The following is a 17,707-nucleotide window of genomic DNA, read 5'->3' as shown; positions in this document are numbered from 1 at the left end:
CTGTCGGGCAAGGATTTGCCTCAAGAAACTGGCAGGATTATTCCCGATCCTCGGCGATCAGACCGCCAAGAAGGGTTGGCGATTGACAAGTTTCCCTTGTCACATATTCGGGTAGTTCGGCCCGTCTCCGCCTTGAGGGGTTGTCCAGTCGATGTTCTGGGCAGGATCCTTGATGTCGCAGGTCTTGCAGTGGACGCAGTTCTGGAAGTTGATCTGGAAGCGCGGGCCATCGTCGCCCTCCAGCACCTCGTAGACCCCGGCCGGGCAGTAGCGCTGCGCGGGTTCCGCATAAAGCGGCAGGTTCACCGCGATCGGGATCGCGGGATCCTTCAGCTTCAGGTGGCAGGGCTGGCTTTCCTCGTGGTTGGTGAAGGAAAACGCCACGTTGGTGAGGCGATCGAACGAGAGCTTGCCGTCGGGCCTCGGATAGTCGATGGGCTGGAAATCCGCGGCCTTGCCGGTCGCCTGCGCGTCGGTCTTGCCGTGCTTCCACGTCCCCAGCGGGTTCCAGCCCGTGAGGTTCGCCACCCACATGTCGAAGCCGCCCAAGGCCAGCGAGGCCCAGAGCCCCAGCTTCGACCAAAGCGGCTTGACGTTCCGCACCGGCTTCAGGTCACGGGCGATGGGGCCGGAACGCAGGTCGTCCTCGTAATCGGTCAGCTCGTCGCCCGCGCGGCCGGCGGCGATGGCGGCGGCCGCCGCCTCGGCCGCGGCGATGCCCGAGAGCATGGCGTTATGGTTGCCCTTGATGCGCGGCACGTTCACCAGCCCGGCCGAGCAGCCCAAGAGCGCCGCCCCCGGCACCGTCAGCTTCGGGATCGACTGCCAGCCGCCCTCGGAAATCGCCCTGGCACCATAGGCGACGCGCTTGCCGCCCTCCAGCAGCTCCGCGACCAGCGGGTGATGCTTGAAGCGCTGGAACTCCATGTAGGGATAGAGATACGGGTTGGCATAGTTCAGGTGCACGACGAAGCCGACCAGCACCTGGTTGCCCTCAAGGTGATAGATGAAGCTGCCGCCGCCGGCATTCTTGCCCAAGGGCCAGCCCATCGTATGCGTCACCGTGCCGGGCTTGGCCTTGGAGGGCTCGATCTCCCAGATCTCCTTCATGCCGAGGCCGAATTTCTGCGGCTCGTGGCCGGCCGAGAGGTCGTATCTGGCGATCAGTTCCTTGGCGAGGCTGCCGCGCACGCCTTCGCAGATCAGCACGTATTTGCCGCGCAGTTCCATGCCGGGCTCGTAGGCCGGGCCGGGGGTGCCGTCGGCGTTCAGCCCCATCTCGCCGGCGACGACGCCGACGACGCGCTCGCCCTCATAGACCAGTTGCGAGCAGGCCATGCCGGGGAAGATCTCGACCTCCAGCGCCTCGGCCTCAGCGGCCAGCCAGCGGCAGACATTGCCCATCGAGACGATGTATTTGCCGTGGTTCGACATCAGCGGCGGCATCGGCCAGTTCGGCACCCGGACCTGGCCATGCGGGCCGAGGATGTAGAAGTTGTCGCTGGTGACTTCGGTGGTGACCGGGGCGCCCTTGTCCTTCCAGTCCGGGATCAGCTTGTCGAGGCCCGAAGTGTCGAGCACCGCGCCCGAGAGGATATGCGCGCCGATCTCCGAGCCCTTCTCCAGCAGCACCACGGAAAGCTCGGGGTTCACCTGCTTCAGCCGGATCGCCGCAGACAGGCCAGAAGGCCCGCCCCCAACGATCACAACGTCGTAGTCCATCGATTCGCGGGCGGGGTGGTCGGACATCGGCCGAACTCCGTCATATCCCGAGATCGCGATAGGCGTTGGCGACCTCCTCGATCGCCAGCACATAGCCTGCGCAGCGGAGCGAGCCCAGTTCGGGTTGCTCGGCCAGCCTCTGGGCGATGCGGCGATAGGCGGCGCGGATCATTTCCTCAAGGCCTGAGCGCACCAAGTCAAGCTCGGACCCGGAATCAGCCAGATCGGACCGCACGCGCGAGGGGATCGCCTGGTTCGTCGCCGACTGGATCAGATCCGCCACATGCGAGAAGCGGCGCTGCGTGATCCGCCGCTCCATGAGCCCGAAGGGCATATGGGTCAGGTTCTTGACCCATTCGAAATAGCTGACGATCACGCCCCCCGCATTGGCACAGAGGTCGGGAATGACGGTGATGCCGCGTTCCTGCAGAATCCGGTCCGCCTCGAAATCGATCGGCCCGTTGGCGGCCTCAATGACGATCCGCGCATTGATCCGCGATGCATTCTCGCTGGTGATGACATTCTCCAGCGCCGCGGGGATCAGGATGTCGCATTCCGTGCAAAGCGCCTCGGGCGTGACCGGTTGCGCCTCGGCGCCATCGAAATCGACTAGGGAGCCGCCCTGCGCCAGATGGGCGCGCAGCGCCGCGATGTCGATGCCCTCCTCGCGGGTCAGGACAACGTCGCGCTCGATGATGCCGGTGATGCGCGCGCCGTATTCATCTGCCAGGACATGGGCGGCATGCGAGCCGACATTGCCGAAGCCCTGGATGACGATCCGCTTGCCCGCCAGCGCATTCGCGCCTTCGCTGGTCTCGCAATGTTCGGCCAGGACATAGGCCACGCCGCGCCCGGTCGCCTCGGTCCGCCCGGCGATGCCGCCGCGCGAAAGCGGCTTGCCGGTGACGCAAGCCGCCGCGTTCAGCGTCTCCAGCGGTGAGATCCGGCGATATTCATCCGCCATCCAGGCCATCTCGCGCTCGCCTGTGCCCATGTCAGGCGCTGGGACGTTACGGCCCGGACTGATCAAGCCGCGCCGGGCCAGTTCCTGGGTGAAGCGGCGGGTGATCTTTTCCAGTTCCAGCTCATTCCATTCACGCGGATCTATGCAAAGTGCGCCCTTCGAACCGCCGAACGGCACACCTGCGACTGCGCATTTCAGCGTCATCAGCGCCGCCAGAGCCTCGACCTCTTCACCGGTAGCGTCCGGGGCGTACCGGATACCACCCTTGACCGGCTCGATCTGTTCGGAATGCACCGCGCGCCAGCCGGTAAAACTGATCAACTCGCCACGCAGTCGTACGCCGAAGGTCACGCGATAGATCGAGTTCGTGGCCTTGATCCTCTCGGCCAACCCCTTGGACAAGGACATATGCGCAAAGGCGCCGTCGAAATGCGCACCGACGCTGTCGAGGAACGATGTGATCTGGGTATCCTTCATGATTCCTGTCCCTACAGCTTCTGTGTCAGTTCTGGGACAGTGGCAAAGAGATCGCCCACCAACCCGTAGTCGGCGACCTGGAAGATCGGCGCCTCCTCGTCCTTGTTGATCGCAACGATCACCTTCGAATCCTTCATCCCCGCAAGGTGCTGGATCGCCCCCGAGATGCCCACCGCCACGTAGAGCTCGGGCGCCACCACCTTGCCGGTCTGGCCGACCTGCCAGTCGTTCGGCGCATAGCCCGAGTCCACCGCCGCGCGGCTTGCCCCCACCGCGGCGCCGAGCTTGTCGGCAAGCGCCTCGATGATGGCAAAGCTCTCCTTCGAGCCCAGGCCGCGGCCGCCCGAGACCACCCGCTTGGCCGAGGTCAGCTCGGGGCGGTCGCTCTCGGCCACCTCGTCGGCGACCCAGGCCGACAGGCCGGGATCGGCGGCGGCGGCGGTCTCGGCAACGCTGGCCGAACCGCCGATCCCCGCCGCGTCGAAGCTCGCCGTGCGGATGGTGAAGACCTTCCTGGCGTCCTTCGAGCGCACCACCTGGATGGCGTTGCCGGCGTAGATCGGGCGCTCGAACGTGTCCGCGTCGATCACCGCCGAGACGTCCGACAGCACCATCACGTCCAGAAGCGCCGCGACGCGCGGCATCACGTTCTTGGCATCGGTGGTCGCAGGCGCCGCGATGTGGTCGTAATCGCCCGCGAGCGACACGATCAGCGCCGCCGTCGGCTCGGCCAGGCGGTGGCCGTAGAGCGCGTCTTCCGCCACCAGAACCTTGGCGACGCCGGCGATCTTCGCCGCCTCCTCGCCCGCGGCCTTGGCCTGCGCGCCGGCGCAGAGCACCGTCACCTCGCCCAAGGACCCGACCGCGCCCACCGCCTTCGCCGTCGCGTCGCGGTTCAGCACCCCGTTCGTCACCTCCCCAAGCAGCAGAACAGCCATCAGATCACCCCCGCTTCCTTTAGCTTGCCGACCAGCTCGTCCACCGAGCCGACCTTGATGCCGGCCTTGCGGCCCTCGGGCTCGCGCACCGAGACCACCTCGAGCCGCGGCGAGACCTCGACGCCGTAGTCGGCGGCGGTCTTTTCCTCCAAGGGTTTCTTCTTGGCCTTCATGATGTTCGGAAGGCTCGCATAGCGCGGCTCGTTCAGCCGCAGGTCGGCGGTGACCACCGCCGGCAGCGCCACCGCGATGGTCTGCAGACCGCCGTCGACCTCGCGGGTGACTTTCGCTTTGCCCCCGTCGATCTCGAGCTTCGAGGCGAAGGTCGCCTGCGCCCAGCCCAGCAGCGCCGCCAGCATCTGCCCGGTCGCGTTCATGTCGTTGTCGATCGCCTGCTTGCCGGCGATGATCAGCTCGGTGCCTTCCGCCTTGGCCACCGCGGCGAGGATCTTCGCCACCGCCAAGGGCTCGATGTCCTGCTGCACGTCATCCGTAGCGGTGACGAGAATGGCCCGGTCGGCGCCCATCGCCAAGGCCGTGCGCAGCGTCTCGGCCGCCTGCTTCACGCCGATCGAGACGGCGATGACCTCGGAGGCCACGCCCTTTTCCTTCAGCCGGATCGCCTCCTCGACCGCGATCTCGTCGAACGGGTTCATCGACATCTTCACATTCGCAAGATCGACACCGGACCCATCCGCCTTCACACGGGCCTTCACGTTGTAGTCGATCACGCGCTTCACTGGCACGAGAACCTTCATCGGCCGCTTCCTCTTTCTGCCTTGCTCGCCACGAGAGCCTAAGCAGAAGGCTGCCGCAAAACAGAAAAGAACGTCCGAAAAAGGGCAAGAATTACTTGTCCATTGATACGCTCAGCCAATCAGTAGCCGGCCAGAATGGCTCTCGCCCAGAGGTTAGCCGTCAGTTATCCGCAACGATGACATGCGGTATTGCCTCCACCAAGGCGTCAAACCCCAGGCGTTCCCTAGCACGGGCATCGACCACAAGATGATCGATCTCGGCGGTAGGACAAAAGCAGGCGCGGGTCACCACTCCAACCTTGGAATGGTCGGCAAGAATTGCCACCTGCGCCGATTGTCGGACCATCGCCTCAGCGATTTCGGCACTGTGCAGGAAATGGTTCATCGCTCCAACCGAAGCCTCGATGCTCCAGGGCGCGATCAGCGCGATATCGGCGCGGTAGCTGTTGACGTGGGCGACCGTCGCGCCACCCCAGGTTTCAAGCGGGTCGCGCTTGACCGCGCCGCGCAACAACTGGACGCGGATGTCGCCGGGTGCGGCATCGAGAGCCGGCGCCAGCCGGGCCGCAGCATCCAGCGAATTGGTGATCACGGTCAAATCGGTCAGCCCGGTAGGACCGGCCAGCACCTCGGCCATGATCGTCGTGGTCGAGCCCGCATCCATGAAGATGGTCTGGTGGCTTTTCACCAACGCAAGCGCAGCCACGCAGATCGCGCGCTTCTCCCGCAGGCGTTGCGTCACGCGCACCCCGAAATCCAGATCCTCGGTTTCAACCGGAACGGCACCGCCACGCACCCGCCGCAAGGTTCCCGCCTGCTCCATCTCCATCAGGTCCCGGCGCACGGTTTCCCGTGACACGCCGAAATCCGCAGCGACGCGATCGACCGACACCTGGCCGAAGGCGGCCAGCATGGCGCGGATCTTCTGATGACGTTCTTCCTGCCACATGAGCCCTCCACAGCATCTGCCCATGATTTGCACATTTCGCCGCATTCGCCAATCGGAATGAAAAACACATTTTGACACGAATGCCATACTTTGGCACATTCAGATCAGCGGGGCGATTCTCCTGCCCCTAGCTGGGGACGGCAACATATCCCCGCAGCAAGAAAGGCCCAAATGACCCAGCACCGATCCCCCGACCCTCTGGTCGGTGACGACCATATCGGCCTTGCCACCAACCTGGCCGACACGGCGCGACGCCTGCTGCTGCAAGAGATTGGCAGTCGCCCCGAGGGCTCGTTCAAACCCGACCGCAGCTTTGTCACCCAGACCGACCTTCTGATCGAATTGCGACTGCGCGAAATGATACACGCGCGCTTTCCGGATCATGGCATCATCGGCGAAGAGCACGGAGGGCAGGACGTAGGAGCCTCGCATGTCTGGGTGCTGGACCCGATCGACGGGACGGCGCAGTTCATCGCCGGCATGCCGGTCTATGGCACGCTGATCGCGTTGGCGGTGGACGGCGTGCCGGTCCTGGGGCTGATCGACATTCCTTCCATCGACGCGCGCTGGCTTGGCGCATCAGGTCAACCTACGAAGCGGAATGAGGAAATCGTCACCGTGCGCGGCTGCCCGGCGCTGGATCAGGCAATCATGACGAACAGCAACCAGGACTATATGAGCCCCGCCGAGCGGAGTGCGCTGGACCGCCTGCGCGGCCTGACTGCCACCCGCATCTATGGCGGCGCCAGCCTGAATTATGGACTGCTCGCCTCGGGGAGGACCGATCTGGCACTGGATGCGGGCCAACAGATCTATGACTTTGCGCCCTTCCGTCCCATCATCGAGGGCGCAGGCGGCACCATCACGGACTGGTCCGGCCGCCTCCTGACGCTAGAGAGCGACGGTCGCCTTCTTGGTGCGGGCAATGCCGCGCTGCACAAGGCCGCGCTGGAAGAAATCCTGACGCTGAATGTGGGCTCCGCGGCCCCAGGCACGAAACGCGCCGGCTAGCCATGCCGTCGCGAAGGCCGTCCGCAACAAAGTCGAGACGGAAAGATGGCGGATCGCAGCCGCCGCAACCCTCAGGGAGACGACCATGACCGACAGAAGCAAGAAACTGGCCGCTATGCTGGCCGCAGGGGTGGCAATGACCAATTTTGCCACATCCCTACATGCGGGTCAGATCACCATCTATTCCGCGCTGGAAGAAGAGGAGATCAACCAGTTCGTCGAAAAAGCGCGCGAGGAAATTCCCGACATCACGCTGAACGTGCTGCGGCTTTCGACCGGCAACCTGACCGCGCGCCTTCTGGTCGAGGCCGACAACCCGCAAGCGGACGTCGTGCTGAGCCTGCCGGTCAGCAATATCATGAACCCGAACATCCTGAAGATCTTAGAGCCTTATGCCCCCAAAGGGATCGAGCAGGTGCCGGAACAGTTCCGCGACCCCGAGAACCGCTGGTTCAGCCTCGCGGGCTATATGGAGGTGTTCTGCGTCAACACGGACCGGATGGAGAGACTGGGCCTGCCGGTCCCGACATCATGGGAAGAGCTGGCAGATCCGAAATACAAGGGCGAGGTGGTGATGCCGGATCCGCTGTCCTCGGGGGTCGGCTTCATTGTCGTGGCCACCCTGGTCAACGGTCTGGGTGAGGAAAAAGGCTGGGATCTGCTCGGGCGAATGACGCAGAACATGGCACAGTACACGAATTCCGGCTCGCGCCCTTGCCGCATGGCGCAGACCGGCGAATACAGCATCGGAGTCAGCTACGAGGTTCCCGCGATCCAGGCGATCAATGAGGGATATCCGATGCAGATGGTCATCCCCTCGGACTTGGCTGGCTATGAAATTTCGGGGATCGGCTTGCTGAAGGGCTCGAAAAACGAATCCGACGCCAAGGCTTTCCTCGACTGGATGCTGACGAAAAGCCCGCTGGACATCTATCAGTCGCTGAAGCCCGTCACCACGATCCCACGCGGGGCGTCCACAGAGGCGGAGCAGAAGGCCGGCATGCCTGTAGACTTGACCGCGGTTCTGGCACCCATGGATTTCGCCGCCATCGCAAGTCAGCGTGACGCGATGCTTGCCCGCTGGACCAGCCTGATCGGCAAATAACCGTAGCGACCGGCATACCCGATCACCGAGGCCCCGATCATGGGGTTTCGGATGGTCGGGGCTCTTGCACAGGGGAAACCACATGCTCGACATCAAGGGCCTTTACAAGAACTACGGTGAATTCCGCGCGCTGAGCGATATCAGCGTCAGCGCCGAAAGCGACGAGTTCGTTTGCCTGCTGGGACCAAGCGGATGCGGCAAGACTACGCTTCTGCGCATCATAGCGGGGCTGGAGGAATACCAGCAGGGCACCATCACATTGGACGGACGCAACCTGAACGACATCGAGGTCCGGGACCGGGGCTTCGGCATCGTGTTCCAGTCCTATTCACTGTTTCCGAACATGACCGTGTCACGGAATATCGGCTATGGGCTGAAGCTGCGCGGCCATGACAAGGCGACGATCAGCGCCAAGGTCGACTCGCTGCTGCAATTGCTGGGCTTTCCGCAACTGGCGGGGCGCTATCCGCACGAGTTGTCGGGCGGCCAGCAACAGCGCGTCGCCATCGGCCGGGCGCTGGCGGTCGACCCCTCGCTTCTGCTTCTGGACGAACCGCTGTCGGCGCTGGACGCCAAGGTCCGCCACGAGATGCGGGACGAGATACGACAATTGCAGCGGCGCTTGCGCATCCCGACGATCATGGTCACCCACGATCAGGACGAAGCTCTGAGCATGGCCGACAAGGTCGTGTGCATGAATCACGGCCATGTTGAGCAGGTCGGCACACCACAGGACCTGTATTTCCGGCCGAAAACGAAATTCGTGGCCGGCTTCATCGGCACCAGCAACTTCTTTGACCAAGCCGAGGCGGGTATACTGTTTGGCGCCAGTGGCGATGCCGGGACAACCGAAGATCTGTTCGTCGCCCGCCCCGAGGAACTGAACCTGCGTGCCGATGAAGGCGCCGACGCAGTAGTCGAGGATATCACATTCCTTGGCAAGGTCAGCCAGGCGCAGATCCGCTGGCGCGACCGCACTATCCTGGGTGAAATCCGCCTGGGCGAACGCCTGCGCCCCGGTGACCGCGTGGCGGTCGGCCTGCTGCCTGAAGCGGGCCGCTGGGTGACGCCATGATGGTCGCGCCAAACCCGCGCGCCCGCCGCGGCGTTCTGGACCGTCTGGCCCGCAACGACCGCGCCATCACTTTGCTGCTGCTGATCGTCCCGCTTGGGATGCTGGCGCTGTTCTTTCTCTATCCCCTGTTCGGCATCATCCGGCGCGCCCTGACCGGCGCCGAGGGGCTGGGATTCGAGAATTTCGTCCGCGTCGCCAGCCTGCCGCATATTCCTCGTGTCGTGCTGAACAGCGTAACCGTCGGCCTTGCCACCACCTTGGTCTGCATCACGCTCGGCTTCGCCATCGCCTTCATGCTGCACCGCACCCGAATTCCCGGCAAGAACCTTGTGCGGCTGGCGCTGATCCTGCCACTGCTGGCACCCTCGCTGGTGCAGGCGCTAGGACTGATCTTCATGTTCGGCCGCAACGGGCTGGTGAACAACTGGCTTGGTCTCGACATCCAGATCTATGGTTTCTGGGGCCTTCTGCTGGCGAACTGCATGTATGCCCTGCCGCAGGCGGTGCTGATAATCGAGACCTCGCTGCGCCGCTCGGACGCGCGCATCTACGAGGCATCCCTGCTGATGGGCGCCTCGCGCTGGCGCAGGTTCATCGACATCACCCTGCCCGCCACGAAATTCGGCCTGATCAGCGCGGCCTTCGTGATCTTCACCGTCTCGATCACCGATTTCGGCAACGCCGCCGTGATCGGCGGCAATTTCCAGGTGCTGGCGATGGAGATCTATACCCAGGTCGTCAGCCAGATGGATTTCAACATGGGCGCGGTCGTCGGCATCATGCTGCTGCTGCCGACCCTGCTGGCCGTCTATATCCAGCGCATCGCCAACCAGCGCCAGTTCGGCGGCAGTTCGGAAAGCGCCATCCCGGTACAGCCCGACCGGGTGCTGAGCCGCGACATCCCGCTGGCCACGGTGGTCTATGTAACCGCAGGGGTCGTCGCGCTGATCGTTGCAACGGTCGTCTTCGCCAGCTTCGTGCGGCTCTGGCCCTACCGGATGGAACTGACGCTGGCGAATTACAACATCTCGATGGCGGGCGGATACAGCTCGCTCTGGTCCACGCTGCTGATCTCGTTCCAGACGGCGCTGATCGGGTCGGTGCTGCTGTTCATGCTGGCGCTGGCGCAGCGCGAGCTTGTCGGAGGCACGGCGCGGCTGGTCTATTTCCTGGCGATCGTGCCGGTGGGCGTGCCGGGACTGGTGCTGGGCCTGTCCTATGTGCTGTCGTTCAATGTTCCCGGCCCGGTGCTTGGCGCACTTTACGGCAGCAGCTTCCTCATCGCGATCTGCAATTTCTACCACTACCATTCGCAAGGCTTCCTGACGATGGTGACGGGTATCCGCGCCGTGCCTCAGCGGCTTGAGGAAACCGTGCTCTGCCTGGGCGGCAACAACCTGCACCGCCTTCGCGACACCATCCTGCCTTTCATGGCGCCCACCCTGGTATCGGTGTTCTTCTTTCTCTTCATGCGGGCGATGGTCACCTTGTCGGCGATCATCTTCCTTGTCAGCCCGCAGCTTTCCGTCGCCGCAGTGACCGTGGTGAGACTGGATCAGGCGGGGCGAAGCACGCAAGCCGCCGCCTTCTCGGTCTGCGTCATGCTGTCGGTGCTGATGGCCATGCTGGCCATGCGCCTGTCGATGCGACTGATCACGCGCCGGGCGGAAACGGCTCAATGACTTTCTCAGAACAGGAACGAACCATGAGAATTCTTCTTGCCAACGACGATGGCATCCACTCCGAAGGCTTCGCCGTGCTCGAAGATATCGCCCGCGAGCTGAGCGACGAGATCTGGTGCGTCGCGCCCGAAGCAGATCGCAGCGGACTGGCACATTCGCTGACACAGCTCGAACCCCTGCGGCTGCGCAAGCTGGCGGCACGCCGCTACGCCCTGCGCGGCACGCCCGCCGATTGCGTCATCGTCGCGATCCGCGAACTGATGTCCGCACCGCCGGACCTTATCCTTTCAGGCGTCAATTCGGGGGTGAACATCGCCGACGACATCAACTATTCCGGCACCATCGGCGCCACGATCGAGGGCGCGCTGTTCGGCATTCCCTCGATCGCACTATCGCAACACTACGACATCGTGGACGGCGAGCGCAGTTTCAACTGGGAGATCAGCCGCAGCCAGGCGCCCGGCTTGATCCGCCGCCTGCTGGATCTGCCACATGTCGACGGCACATTTTACAACATCAACTTCCCGCACTGCCGGCTGGAAGATCTGCAACCGCCGCGCGTGGTCGAACAGGGACGCCGGGCGCATGGCTATCAGGTCGACCGTCGCCTGGACGGCCGCGACTTTCCATATTTCTGGCTGAGGGCCTCGCATGAAAAAACCGACTACCTGCCCGGCAGCGATGCTGAGGCGATGGCCCATAACGCGCCCAGCATCACGGCGCTCAAGATCGACATGACCGATCACACCCAGAACGCCCGGCTGAAAAACCTCGACTTCGCCGGTTAGCTGTGGCCACCCCGTTGCAAGGTGTCAAGCTTGGCCAGTTCCTGAGGGCTAAGCTCGATACCCCCGGCCAGCGCCTTGCTTCGGGCGGCAAAACGGCGCTGCGACGGCAGACGAGCACCCTGCCCTACATGGGCCGAAAACAGGACTTCCGCACGATCCAGCGGGTCGCCGGATCTACCGGCGGCAAAGCGCTGCGGATCGAACGCCAGGATCAACTCGCCATGCCTGGGAAACAGGGCCGTGGTGCCCAGATAGTCCAGAGCACCCTGACTGGTCAGATCGCCGATCATCGCCCCGGCCAGAAGCTCGATCATGGTTGCGATCGCCGAACCCTTGTGGCCGCCGAAAGGCAGCATGGCACCGTGAAGGGCGCGGTCGGGATCGGTGGTCGGCTGGCCCTCTGAATCAATCGCCCAGCCTTCGGGCAGTGTGGTTCCCGCCCGGAAATGCAGTTCGATCTCGCCGCGCGCCGCTGCCGAAGTGGCAAAGTCGAAGACATAAGGCGGACCGTTCCGGCGCGGCCAGCCGAAGGCCATCGGGTTGGTGCCCAGAAGCGGGACAGTTCCTCCACTGGGCGCAACCGTCGCATAGCTGGGACACATGGCCAGCGCCGCGAGCCCGTCATCGGTCAGAACCTCGACCTCGGGCCAGAGCGCCGAGAAATGCGTGCAGTCGTTTATGACCAAGGCCGCAACGCCCAGAGCCCTTGCCCGATCCGCCAGCACCGGGGCTCCGAGCGCGAAAGCCGCTGGCGAAAAGCCGCCCTGCGCATCGACGCGGATCACCCCACTGCCATCGTCTTGCAAGCTTGGCTCGGCATCGCGATTGACCTTGCCCGCCGCCAGCGTATCCAGGCAGCCGTCGATCCTGTAGATGCCATGCGACTTGCAGGCGTCCCTCTCGCCGGCGGTGATGACCCGCGCGACGGCACGCGATTGCGCATCGCACAGGCCAGCCCGGAGGAAGATCCTGGTCACAATCCCCTCAAGGTCGGAAACGGATATTCGCGTCGTCATTGCATCAACCTTCTGCGCCCGGATCGGGCCTTGCCCTACAGCGTTTCAAAGAGCCTGCCATGCTGGGGCAGCTTGTCGGCGATGCCCGCCAGGCGCAGCATATGCCATGCCAGCGCATGATTGCTGGAGGTGACGGGCTTACCGATGACGGTTTCGACCCTCGCCGCGATCCGGGCCACGCGCAGGCTGGTACAGGACACGAATACCGCATCGACCTGATCCGAACGCCCAAGCTCGATCATCGCAGCCTCGATCGCCTCGGGGGTGATACGAGCGACGGTGTAATCGTCGGGCTGGTTGAACGAACCCATGACCGGAACGTTCAACCCGCGCTGGTGGAATTGCTCGCGCAGCGAAGCGTTGATTTCGGGCAGATAGGGTGTCAGCAGGGCGATGCGACCCGCCTTCAGCGCCGCCATCGCGGCAACGGCGGCGGTTACCGGATCGGTCACCCGGGCTTCGGGGCGAACTGACGTGACGCGGGCAGCAACGTTTCCTTCGCCAATCACCAACGCACCGGAGGTGCAGCCGAACCCGATGGAGGCGAAATCCACTGCAGGCAACAGCCCGGTGGCGACGGGAATATGCGTTTCCATCAGCTTCAGCTTTTCAGGCGTGATCTCGGCCGGGGATTCCAGCCGCGCACCATAGAGGGCCACGCCCTCGGGCAGGATATGGCGGAATTCGTCCTCGATAGTCAGGTCGGTCTGCAGGACCAGCAAGCCGATATTCGCCCGGCTCCCGATGCCGGCATCCGTCCTGTACGCCATGCCGGTCAGGTTGGTGACAGGGTCTGTTTCTTGCAACATGCTTGGTTCTTTCACAATGAGAAGCGCGGGCTTTATGGCTCGCCGCCCAGATAGAGGTGGCGCATGGCGGGATCGGCCAGCAGATCGGCGGCTCGGCCCTCAAGCGCGACTTGGCCAAGCGCCAGGACATAGGCCCGGTCGGCGACGCCAAGCGCCTCGAAGGCATTCTGCTCGACCATCAGGATGCACATTCCGGTTCGGTCGCGGATACCCGCGATTGCTTCGAAAACCTCATGGACCATCGCCGGAGACAGACCAGCCGAGGGTTCGTCCAGAAGCAGCGTCGTGGGCTCGGCCACCAATGCGCGCGCCAGCGACAACAGCTGACGTTCGCCCCCCGACAGGGCCGAAGCCTTGCGCCCCACCTTCGAGGCCAGCGACGGATAGGCCGTCATCTGCGCATCAAAGGCATCCTGACGCCGCGCGGCCGGCAGGAATCGGGCGCCCAGCATGATGTTTTCCGCAACCGTCAGCGACGGAAAGACATTGTCGGATTGCGGCACGAAACCCATGCGATGGGCGCGCACCTTTTCATTGGCCGGCACCGTGGTCAGATCCTTGCCGTCGATGGACACCCGCCCTTCGCGGGGTTTCACAAAGCCGCCCACGGTCTTCAGCAGGGTGGATTTACCGCAGCCGTTCGGCCCTAGGATCGTCACGATCTCGCGTCCCTTTGCGTTCAGGCTGATGCCATGCAGGATGGCGGGACCGTCGCCATAGCCGGCGACCACGTTCGATACGTCGATCATGCCACGGCCTCCATCCGCTTGGCCTTGCCCAGATAGGCCTCGACCACCCTTTCGTTCTCGGTCAGCGCCTCGGGGTGGCAATCGGCGATGATGCCGCCACCATCCAGCACCACGCAGCGGTCGCAGAGCCCGCGCACGAAATGCATGTCATGCTCGACGATCAGGATGGTCACCCCGCTGGCCGCCACCTCGCGCAGGATCTGCACCATGCGCGTGCGCAGTTGCGGGTGAACGCCGGCGGTCGGCTCGTCGAGGCACAGAAGCTGTGGCTTGCCCTGCAGGGCAACGGCGATGGAGAGCAGCTTCTTCTGCCCACCCGACAGCGCGCTGGCCGGGATATCGGCAACGGGCCCAAGCGCAAAGCGGTCGATCACCGCGGCCACGCGCCCGTCCCGATCCGCGACCCGGCCCAGAACCGCACCAAGGCTGAAGGACACACGTTCCCCCGCCTCGATCAGCTCGCGCGGCGTCATACGGTGCGGCATTGAGGGCAGCTGAAAGGTCCGCATCAGCCCGTGCTGCGCCACCTTATGCGCAGGAAGGCCCGTCATCTCCCGTCCGGCGAAGACGACGCTGCCGCCGCTGGCCGGCTGGAACCCTGAGATCACCGACAGCAGGGTGCTTTTGCCCGAACCGTTGGGGCCAAGCAGGCCGACGATCTCGCCCTTGCCGACATTGAAGCTCACGTCCTTCAGAACCTTCAGCATGCCGAACGATTTGGCGACATTGCGGATTTGCAGGATGTCATTTGCCATGGGTCGCGCCTCCGATCCGCTCGGGGATCAGCCCTTGGGGCCGCCAGAGAAGGAAGGTCAGCAAGCCGCCGCCAACCAGAGTCAGCCGCAACGCCGCCACATAATCCGAGGACAGGCCCAGAAAGTCCTTCGCGAATGGCACGAAGGCAAAGAGGAACTGCAGCAGGAAGGCTCCGACCACGACGCCCAGGTTGTTTCCGGCGCCGCCGACCACGACCATGGCCCAAATCAGGAAGGTTTCCGCCGCGACCAGCTGATCGGGGCCCACGAACGAGACGTAATGGGCAAAGATCACGCCGCCGATCGCCGCGATGCAGCCCGACATGACCAGAACCTGCGTGCGCAAGGCAATGGGGCTGTATCCAAGCGAGGCGGCCAGCAGGGGCTCTTCGCGCAGGATCTTCAGCGCCAGCCCGTAATGGCTGCGGGTCAAGCGCTGGCACAGCCAGAAAACCACCGCCAGCAGCAGCAGGCAGGTCACCAGGGTTGCCAGAGCGGCTTCGCGGCGATCCAGGGTGCCAAACAGCGGCATGAGCCCGCTGACGCCCTGTGCGCCCCCCGTCACGCCGTCGAATTCGCGCAGCAGGATGCGGCAGGCCTCGGCCACGGCCAGCGTGGCGATGCCCCAGTAATCGCCGCCAAGATCGCGGCCGAGACGGGCGAACACAAGCGCAACCGCGCTGGCCATGGCGATACCTGCGGCGAACGCGGCCCAAAGCCCCATATGGCCGCTGAAGGCCAGCGCGGCCCCATAGGCACCGGCGCCGAACAGGATAATCTGGCCGAAATTCACCAGCCCGGTAATGCCGACCTGCAGGTTCAGGCTGAGCGCCACTATCGAATAGAGGCTGGCCATGATGCAGACATGGATCAGGAAATCAGACACGTTTCACCTCGCTGACCAGGATGCCGGCCGGGCGCACCAGCAGGATCAGCACCAGCAGCCCGAACGAGGCGACCGATGCGAAGCTGGCGGGCAGGAAGGAGAAATCCTGTCCTGCAAGCAGACCGAAATTAGTGTTGGTGACGAAGGTCTCGGCCAGGGCGATGATGATCGCGCCCAGCACCGCGCCCAGGGCATTGCCAAGCCCGCCCAGGATGGCCGCGGCAAAGATCGGCAGCAGCATGTCCATGCCCAGTTGCGAGCTGGTCTCACCTTTCAGCGCGATGGCGATGCCGCCAAGGGCCGCCATGACCCCGGAAATGACGATCACCGCATTGGTGACGCGCCGGGTGGGAATACCCGTCGCCTCGGCCAGCACGCGATTGGTGGCCGTGGCGCGCATGCAGCGGCCAAGCCCGGTGCGGAACAGAACCAGCGCGAAGGCAGCAATGGCCAGCGCGGTCAGGCCGACCGACAGCATCTGGACCTGCGTCAGGCTGACCCCGCCCCAGCGCATCGGCGGCGCGATGGGCAGGTCGAAGCGTTGCGGCCTCGGACCGACGGTGACCAGAAAGGCGGCGGTGAAGATCATCGACAGCGCCAGCGAGCCGATCATGGCGATGGCCGGACTGATCGTCAGCAGCTTTTCGAAGATCAGCACGCTCATCGCGAGGGCCAGCAGCCCGACAAGCGCACAGGCCACGATGATCGCAAAGGCAAGGGGCAGGCCGGCCGCTTGCAGACCGACCGCGATCAATGCCCCCGAGGTTGCGTATTGCACCAGCGCGACATTGGGAAAACGGATAAGGGAATAGACACAGCTCAGCGCAAGGGCGATCAGGGACAGATCCACCGCGCGCAAAAGTGCATCCATCAGGAACTGGAGCATCAGGCTTTCTCCGGCATGGTCCCGAAACCGTGGCGCTGGGGCTGCGGATCGGGGCGGGATGGACGGCGCCGGCACGATGCCGGCGCCGCGCGGGATCAACGATTGACGGCCTTGCCGCCTTCGATCTTCTGCTTCAGATAGGGCTGCTTGCTGCGCTGACGGTCGGCATCGAAGGTGATATTGCCGGTCGCGCCTTCGTAACCGGCGGTGCCCAACTCGGTCAGGGCGTTGCGGATGGCCGCCGGGTCGGCCGATCCGGCCTTCTCGATAGCCGCCGCAGCCAGTTTCGTCGCATCATAGGCATAGCCCGAGAAGCTGGTCACGAAGGACTCGCCATAGGCGTCCTGATAGGCCTGCTCATAGGCCTGGCCGTTTTCTCCGACAAAATTCAGGTCATAGCCGATCTGACCCTCGACATAGGTCCGCTCACTGTCCGAGGTGCACATGGACAGGTAGCCTGCGTACCACTGGCTCTGGTTCAGGCCCAGCTCATAGGCTTCGCGGTTGATGGTGGCGGCGTCCTTGCCGTAGGCGGAATAGAAATAGGCATCCGGCTGGGTGCGCTGCATCTGCTGCAATTCGCGCCGATAGGAGGTCTGGCCCTCGGTATACAGCACCTCGGCGACAACCTCGCCGCCAAGATCTGTCAGCGCCTTCTTGAATTCGGTCGCGACGCCCTGCCCGAAGGCGTTGTTCGGCGTGATAACCGCGATGCGGCGATAACCCTGGTCGAACATGTCCTGCGCCGCGAAGGCGCTGGACACGTTGTCCAGGCCCAGCAAGCTGAAACTGCCCTCGCCGATTTCGCGCACGCGGCCGCTGCTGGAGCCAATATTCAGATGCACCAGCCCTTCCTGCACCAGATAGGTGCCGACCGGAATGGTGATCCCGGAGGAATATTCGCCGATCACCACCGGCACCTTGTCCACTGTCACCAGCTTTTTCGCGGCATCCAGCGCCGAGGGAACCCGTGCGCCGGAATCCTCGATCACGACCCGAAGGGGCTGGCCAAGCACGCCGCCCGCATCGTTGATTTTGTCAACGGCGGTGCAATATCCGGCCACGCGGCGGAGTAAAATCCGGCCACGCGGCGGTGACCGGCGCCATGGCGCGCGCGCTTACCAGATAGCTGGCGCG

The 17,707-nt window shown here is 64.1% G+C and carries 17 protein-coding genes; 5 read left to right on the top strand and 12 right to left on the bottom strand.

The annotated features are described in order from the left end of the window. Positions 1-99: 99 nt before the first annotated feature. The 5 genes from ACDP63_RS18845 to ACDP63_RS18825 all read right to left on the bottom strand — a co-directional run bounded on the left by ACDP63_RS18845 (position 100) and on the right by ACDP63_RS18825 (position 5,895). Positions 100-1,749, bottom strand: a complete 1,650-nt coding sequence (locus ACDP63_RS18845) for an electron transfer flavoprotein-ubiquinone oxidoreductase (RefSeq protein ID WP_409928456.1) — start codon at positions 1,747-1,749, stop codon at positions 100-102. 13 nt (positions 1,750-1,762) lie between these two features. Further along, positions 1,763-3,163, bottom strand: coding sequence for a Glu/Leu/Phe/Val family dehydrogenase (locus tag ACDP63_RS18840; RefSeq protein WP_409928455.1), 1,401 nt, complete (start codon positions 3,161-3,163; stop codon positions 1,763-1,765). A gap of 11 nt (positions 3,164-3,174) precedes the next feature. Beyond that, the gene (locus ACDP63_RS18835) at positions 3,175-4,101 is read right to left on the bottom strand and encodes an electron transfer flavoprotein subunit alpha/FixB family protein (RefSeq protein ID WP_409928454.1); all 927 of its coding nucleotides are present in this window, start codon (positions 4,099-4,101) and stop codon (positions 3,175-3,177) included. Then, positions 4,101-4,859, bottom strand: a complete 759-nt coding sequence (locus tag ACDP63_RS18830) for an electron transfer flavoprotein subunit beta/FixA family protein (RefSeq protein ID WP_409928453.1) — start codon at positions 4,857-4,859, stop codon at positions 4,101-4,103. Before ACDP63_RS18830 ends, ACDP63_RS18835 begins: the two co-directional genes overlap by 1 nt. A gap of 160 nt (positions 4,860-5,019) precedes the next feature. Continuing rightward, on the bottom strand, positions 5,020-5,895 hold the full coding sequence (locus ACDP63_RS18825; protein WP_409928452.1) for a DeoR/GlpR family DNA-binding transcription regulator: 876 nt from the start codon (positions 5,893-5,895) through the stop codon (positions 5,020-5,022). Positions 5,896-5,979: 84 nt separating this feature from the next. Here ACDP63_RS18825 and ACDP63_RS18820 point away from each other — a divergent pair, with 84 nt between their 5' ends. From ACDP63_RS18820 to surE, 5 genes are all read left to right on the top strand, one after another. Continuing rightward, entirely contained in the window at positions 5,980-6,819 is an 840-nt protein-coding gene (locus tag ACDP63_RS18820; RefSeq protein WP_409928451.1) for an inositol monophosphatase family protein, read from the top strand. Then, positions 6,779-7,924 carry an ABC transporter substrate-binding protein gene (locus ACDP63_RS18815; RefSeq protein ID WP_409928450.1) on the top strand — a complete coding sequence of 382 codons (1,146 nt, stop codon included), beginning with the start codon at positions 6,779-6,781 and terminating at the stop codon, positions 7,922-7,924. Before ACDP63_RS18820 ends, ACDP63_RS18815 begins: the two co-directional genes overlap by 41 nt. Positions 7,925-8,006: 82 nt before the next feature. Beyond that, a complete protein-coding gene (locus ACDP63_RS18810) occupies positions 8,007-8,999 on the top strand; it encodes an ABC transporter ATP-binding protein (protein ID WP_409928449.1) in 993 nt (330 codons plus the stop codon). After that, positions 8,996-10,681, top strand: a complete 1,686-nt coding sequence (locus tag ACDP63_RS18805; RefSeq protein WP_409928448.1) for an ABC transporter permease subunit — start codon at positions 8,996-8,998, stop codon at positions 10,679-10,681. The genes ACDP63_RS18810 and ACDP63_RS18805 overlap by 4 nt, the downstream gene beginning before the upstream one ends. Positions 10,682-10,704: 23 nt before the next feature. Continuing rightward, on the top strand, positions 10,705-11,469 hold the full coding sequence (gene surE / locus ACDP63_RS18800; protein ID WP_409928447.1) for a 5'/3'-nucleotidase SurE: 765 nt from the start codon (positions 10,705-10,707) through the stop codon (positions 11,467-11,469). Here surE and ACDP63_RS18795 read toward each other — a convergent pair. The 7 genes from ACDP63_RS18795 to ACDP63_RS18765 form a co-directional block, all read right to left on the bottom strand. After that, positions 11,466-12,485 (bottom strand): Ldh family oxidoreductase, encoded by a 1,020-nt coding sequence (locus ACDP63_RS18795; RefSeq protein WP_409928446.1) that lies wholly within the window; start codon positions 12,483-12,485, stop codon positions 11,466-11,468. The two genes, surE and ACDP63_RS18795, sit on opposite strands and share 4 nt — an antisense overlap. 35 nt (positions 12,486-12,520) lie before the next feature. Next, positions 12,521-13,294 (bottom strand): Asp/Glu racemase, encoded by a 774-nt coding sequence (locus ACDP63_RS18790; protein WP_409928445.1) that lies wholly within the window; start codon positions 13,292-13,294, stop codon positions 12,521-12,523. 32 nt (positions 13,295-13,326) lie between these two features. Further along, positions 13,327-14,043 (bottom strand): ABC transporter ATP-binding protein, encoded by a 717-nt coding sequence (locus tag ACDP63_RS18785; RefSeq protein ID WP_409928444.1) that lies wholly within the window; start codon positions 14,041-14,043, stop codon positions 13,327-13,329. Beyond that, positions 14,040-14,798, bottom strand: coding sequence for an ABC transporter ATP-binding protein (locus ACDP63_RS18780; protein ID WP_409928443.1), 759 nt, complete (start codon positions 14,796-14,798; stop codon positions 14,040-14,042). Before ACDP63_RS18780 ends, ACDP63_RS18785 begins: the two co-directional genes overlap by 4 nt. Continuing rightward, a complete protein-coding gene (locus ACDP63_RS18775; protein WP_409928442.1) occupies positions 14,788-15,684 on the bottom strand; it encodes a branched-chain amino acid ABC transporter permease in 897 nt (298 codons plus the stop codon). Before ACDP63_RS18775 ends, ACDP63_RS18780 begins: the two co-directional genes overlap by 11 nt. Next, positions 15,677-16,570: a branched-chain amino acid ABC transporter permease gene (locus ACDP63_RS18770; RefSeq protein WP_409928441.1), complete on the bottom strand. Its 894-nt coding sequence runs from the start codon at positions 16,568-16,570 to the stop codon at positions 15,677-15,679. The genes ACDP63_RS18775 and ACDP63_RS18770 overlap by 8 nt, the downstream gene beginning before the upstream one ends. A gap of 95 nt (positions 16,571-16,665) precedes the next feature. After that, on the bottom strand, positions 16,666-17,634 hold the full coding sequence (locus ACDP63_RS18765; RefSeq protein ID WP_409928440.1) for an ABC transporter substrate-binding protein: 969 nt from the start codon (positions 17,632-17,634) through the stop codon (positions 16,666-16,668). Positions 17,635-17,707 lie beyond the last annotated feature (73 nt).

Source organism: Paracoccus sp. P2, from assembly GCF_046335115.1.
In the GTDB taxonomy this organism is placed as follows: domain Bacteria; phylum Pseudomonadota; class Alphaproteobacteria; order Rhodobacterales; family Rhodobacteraceae; genus Paracoccus; species Paracoccus pantotrophus.
Note: the sequence above shows the minus strand (reverse complement) of the source record. Positions and strands in the feature narration are given on the sequence as shown.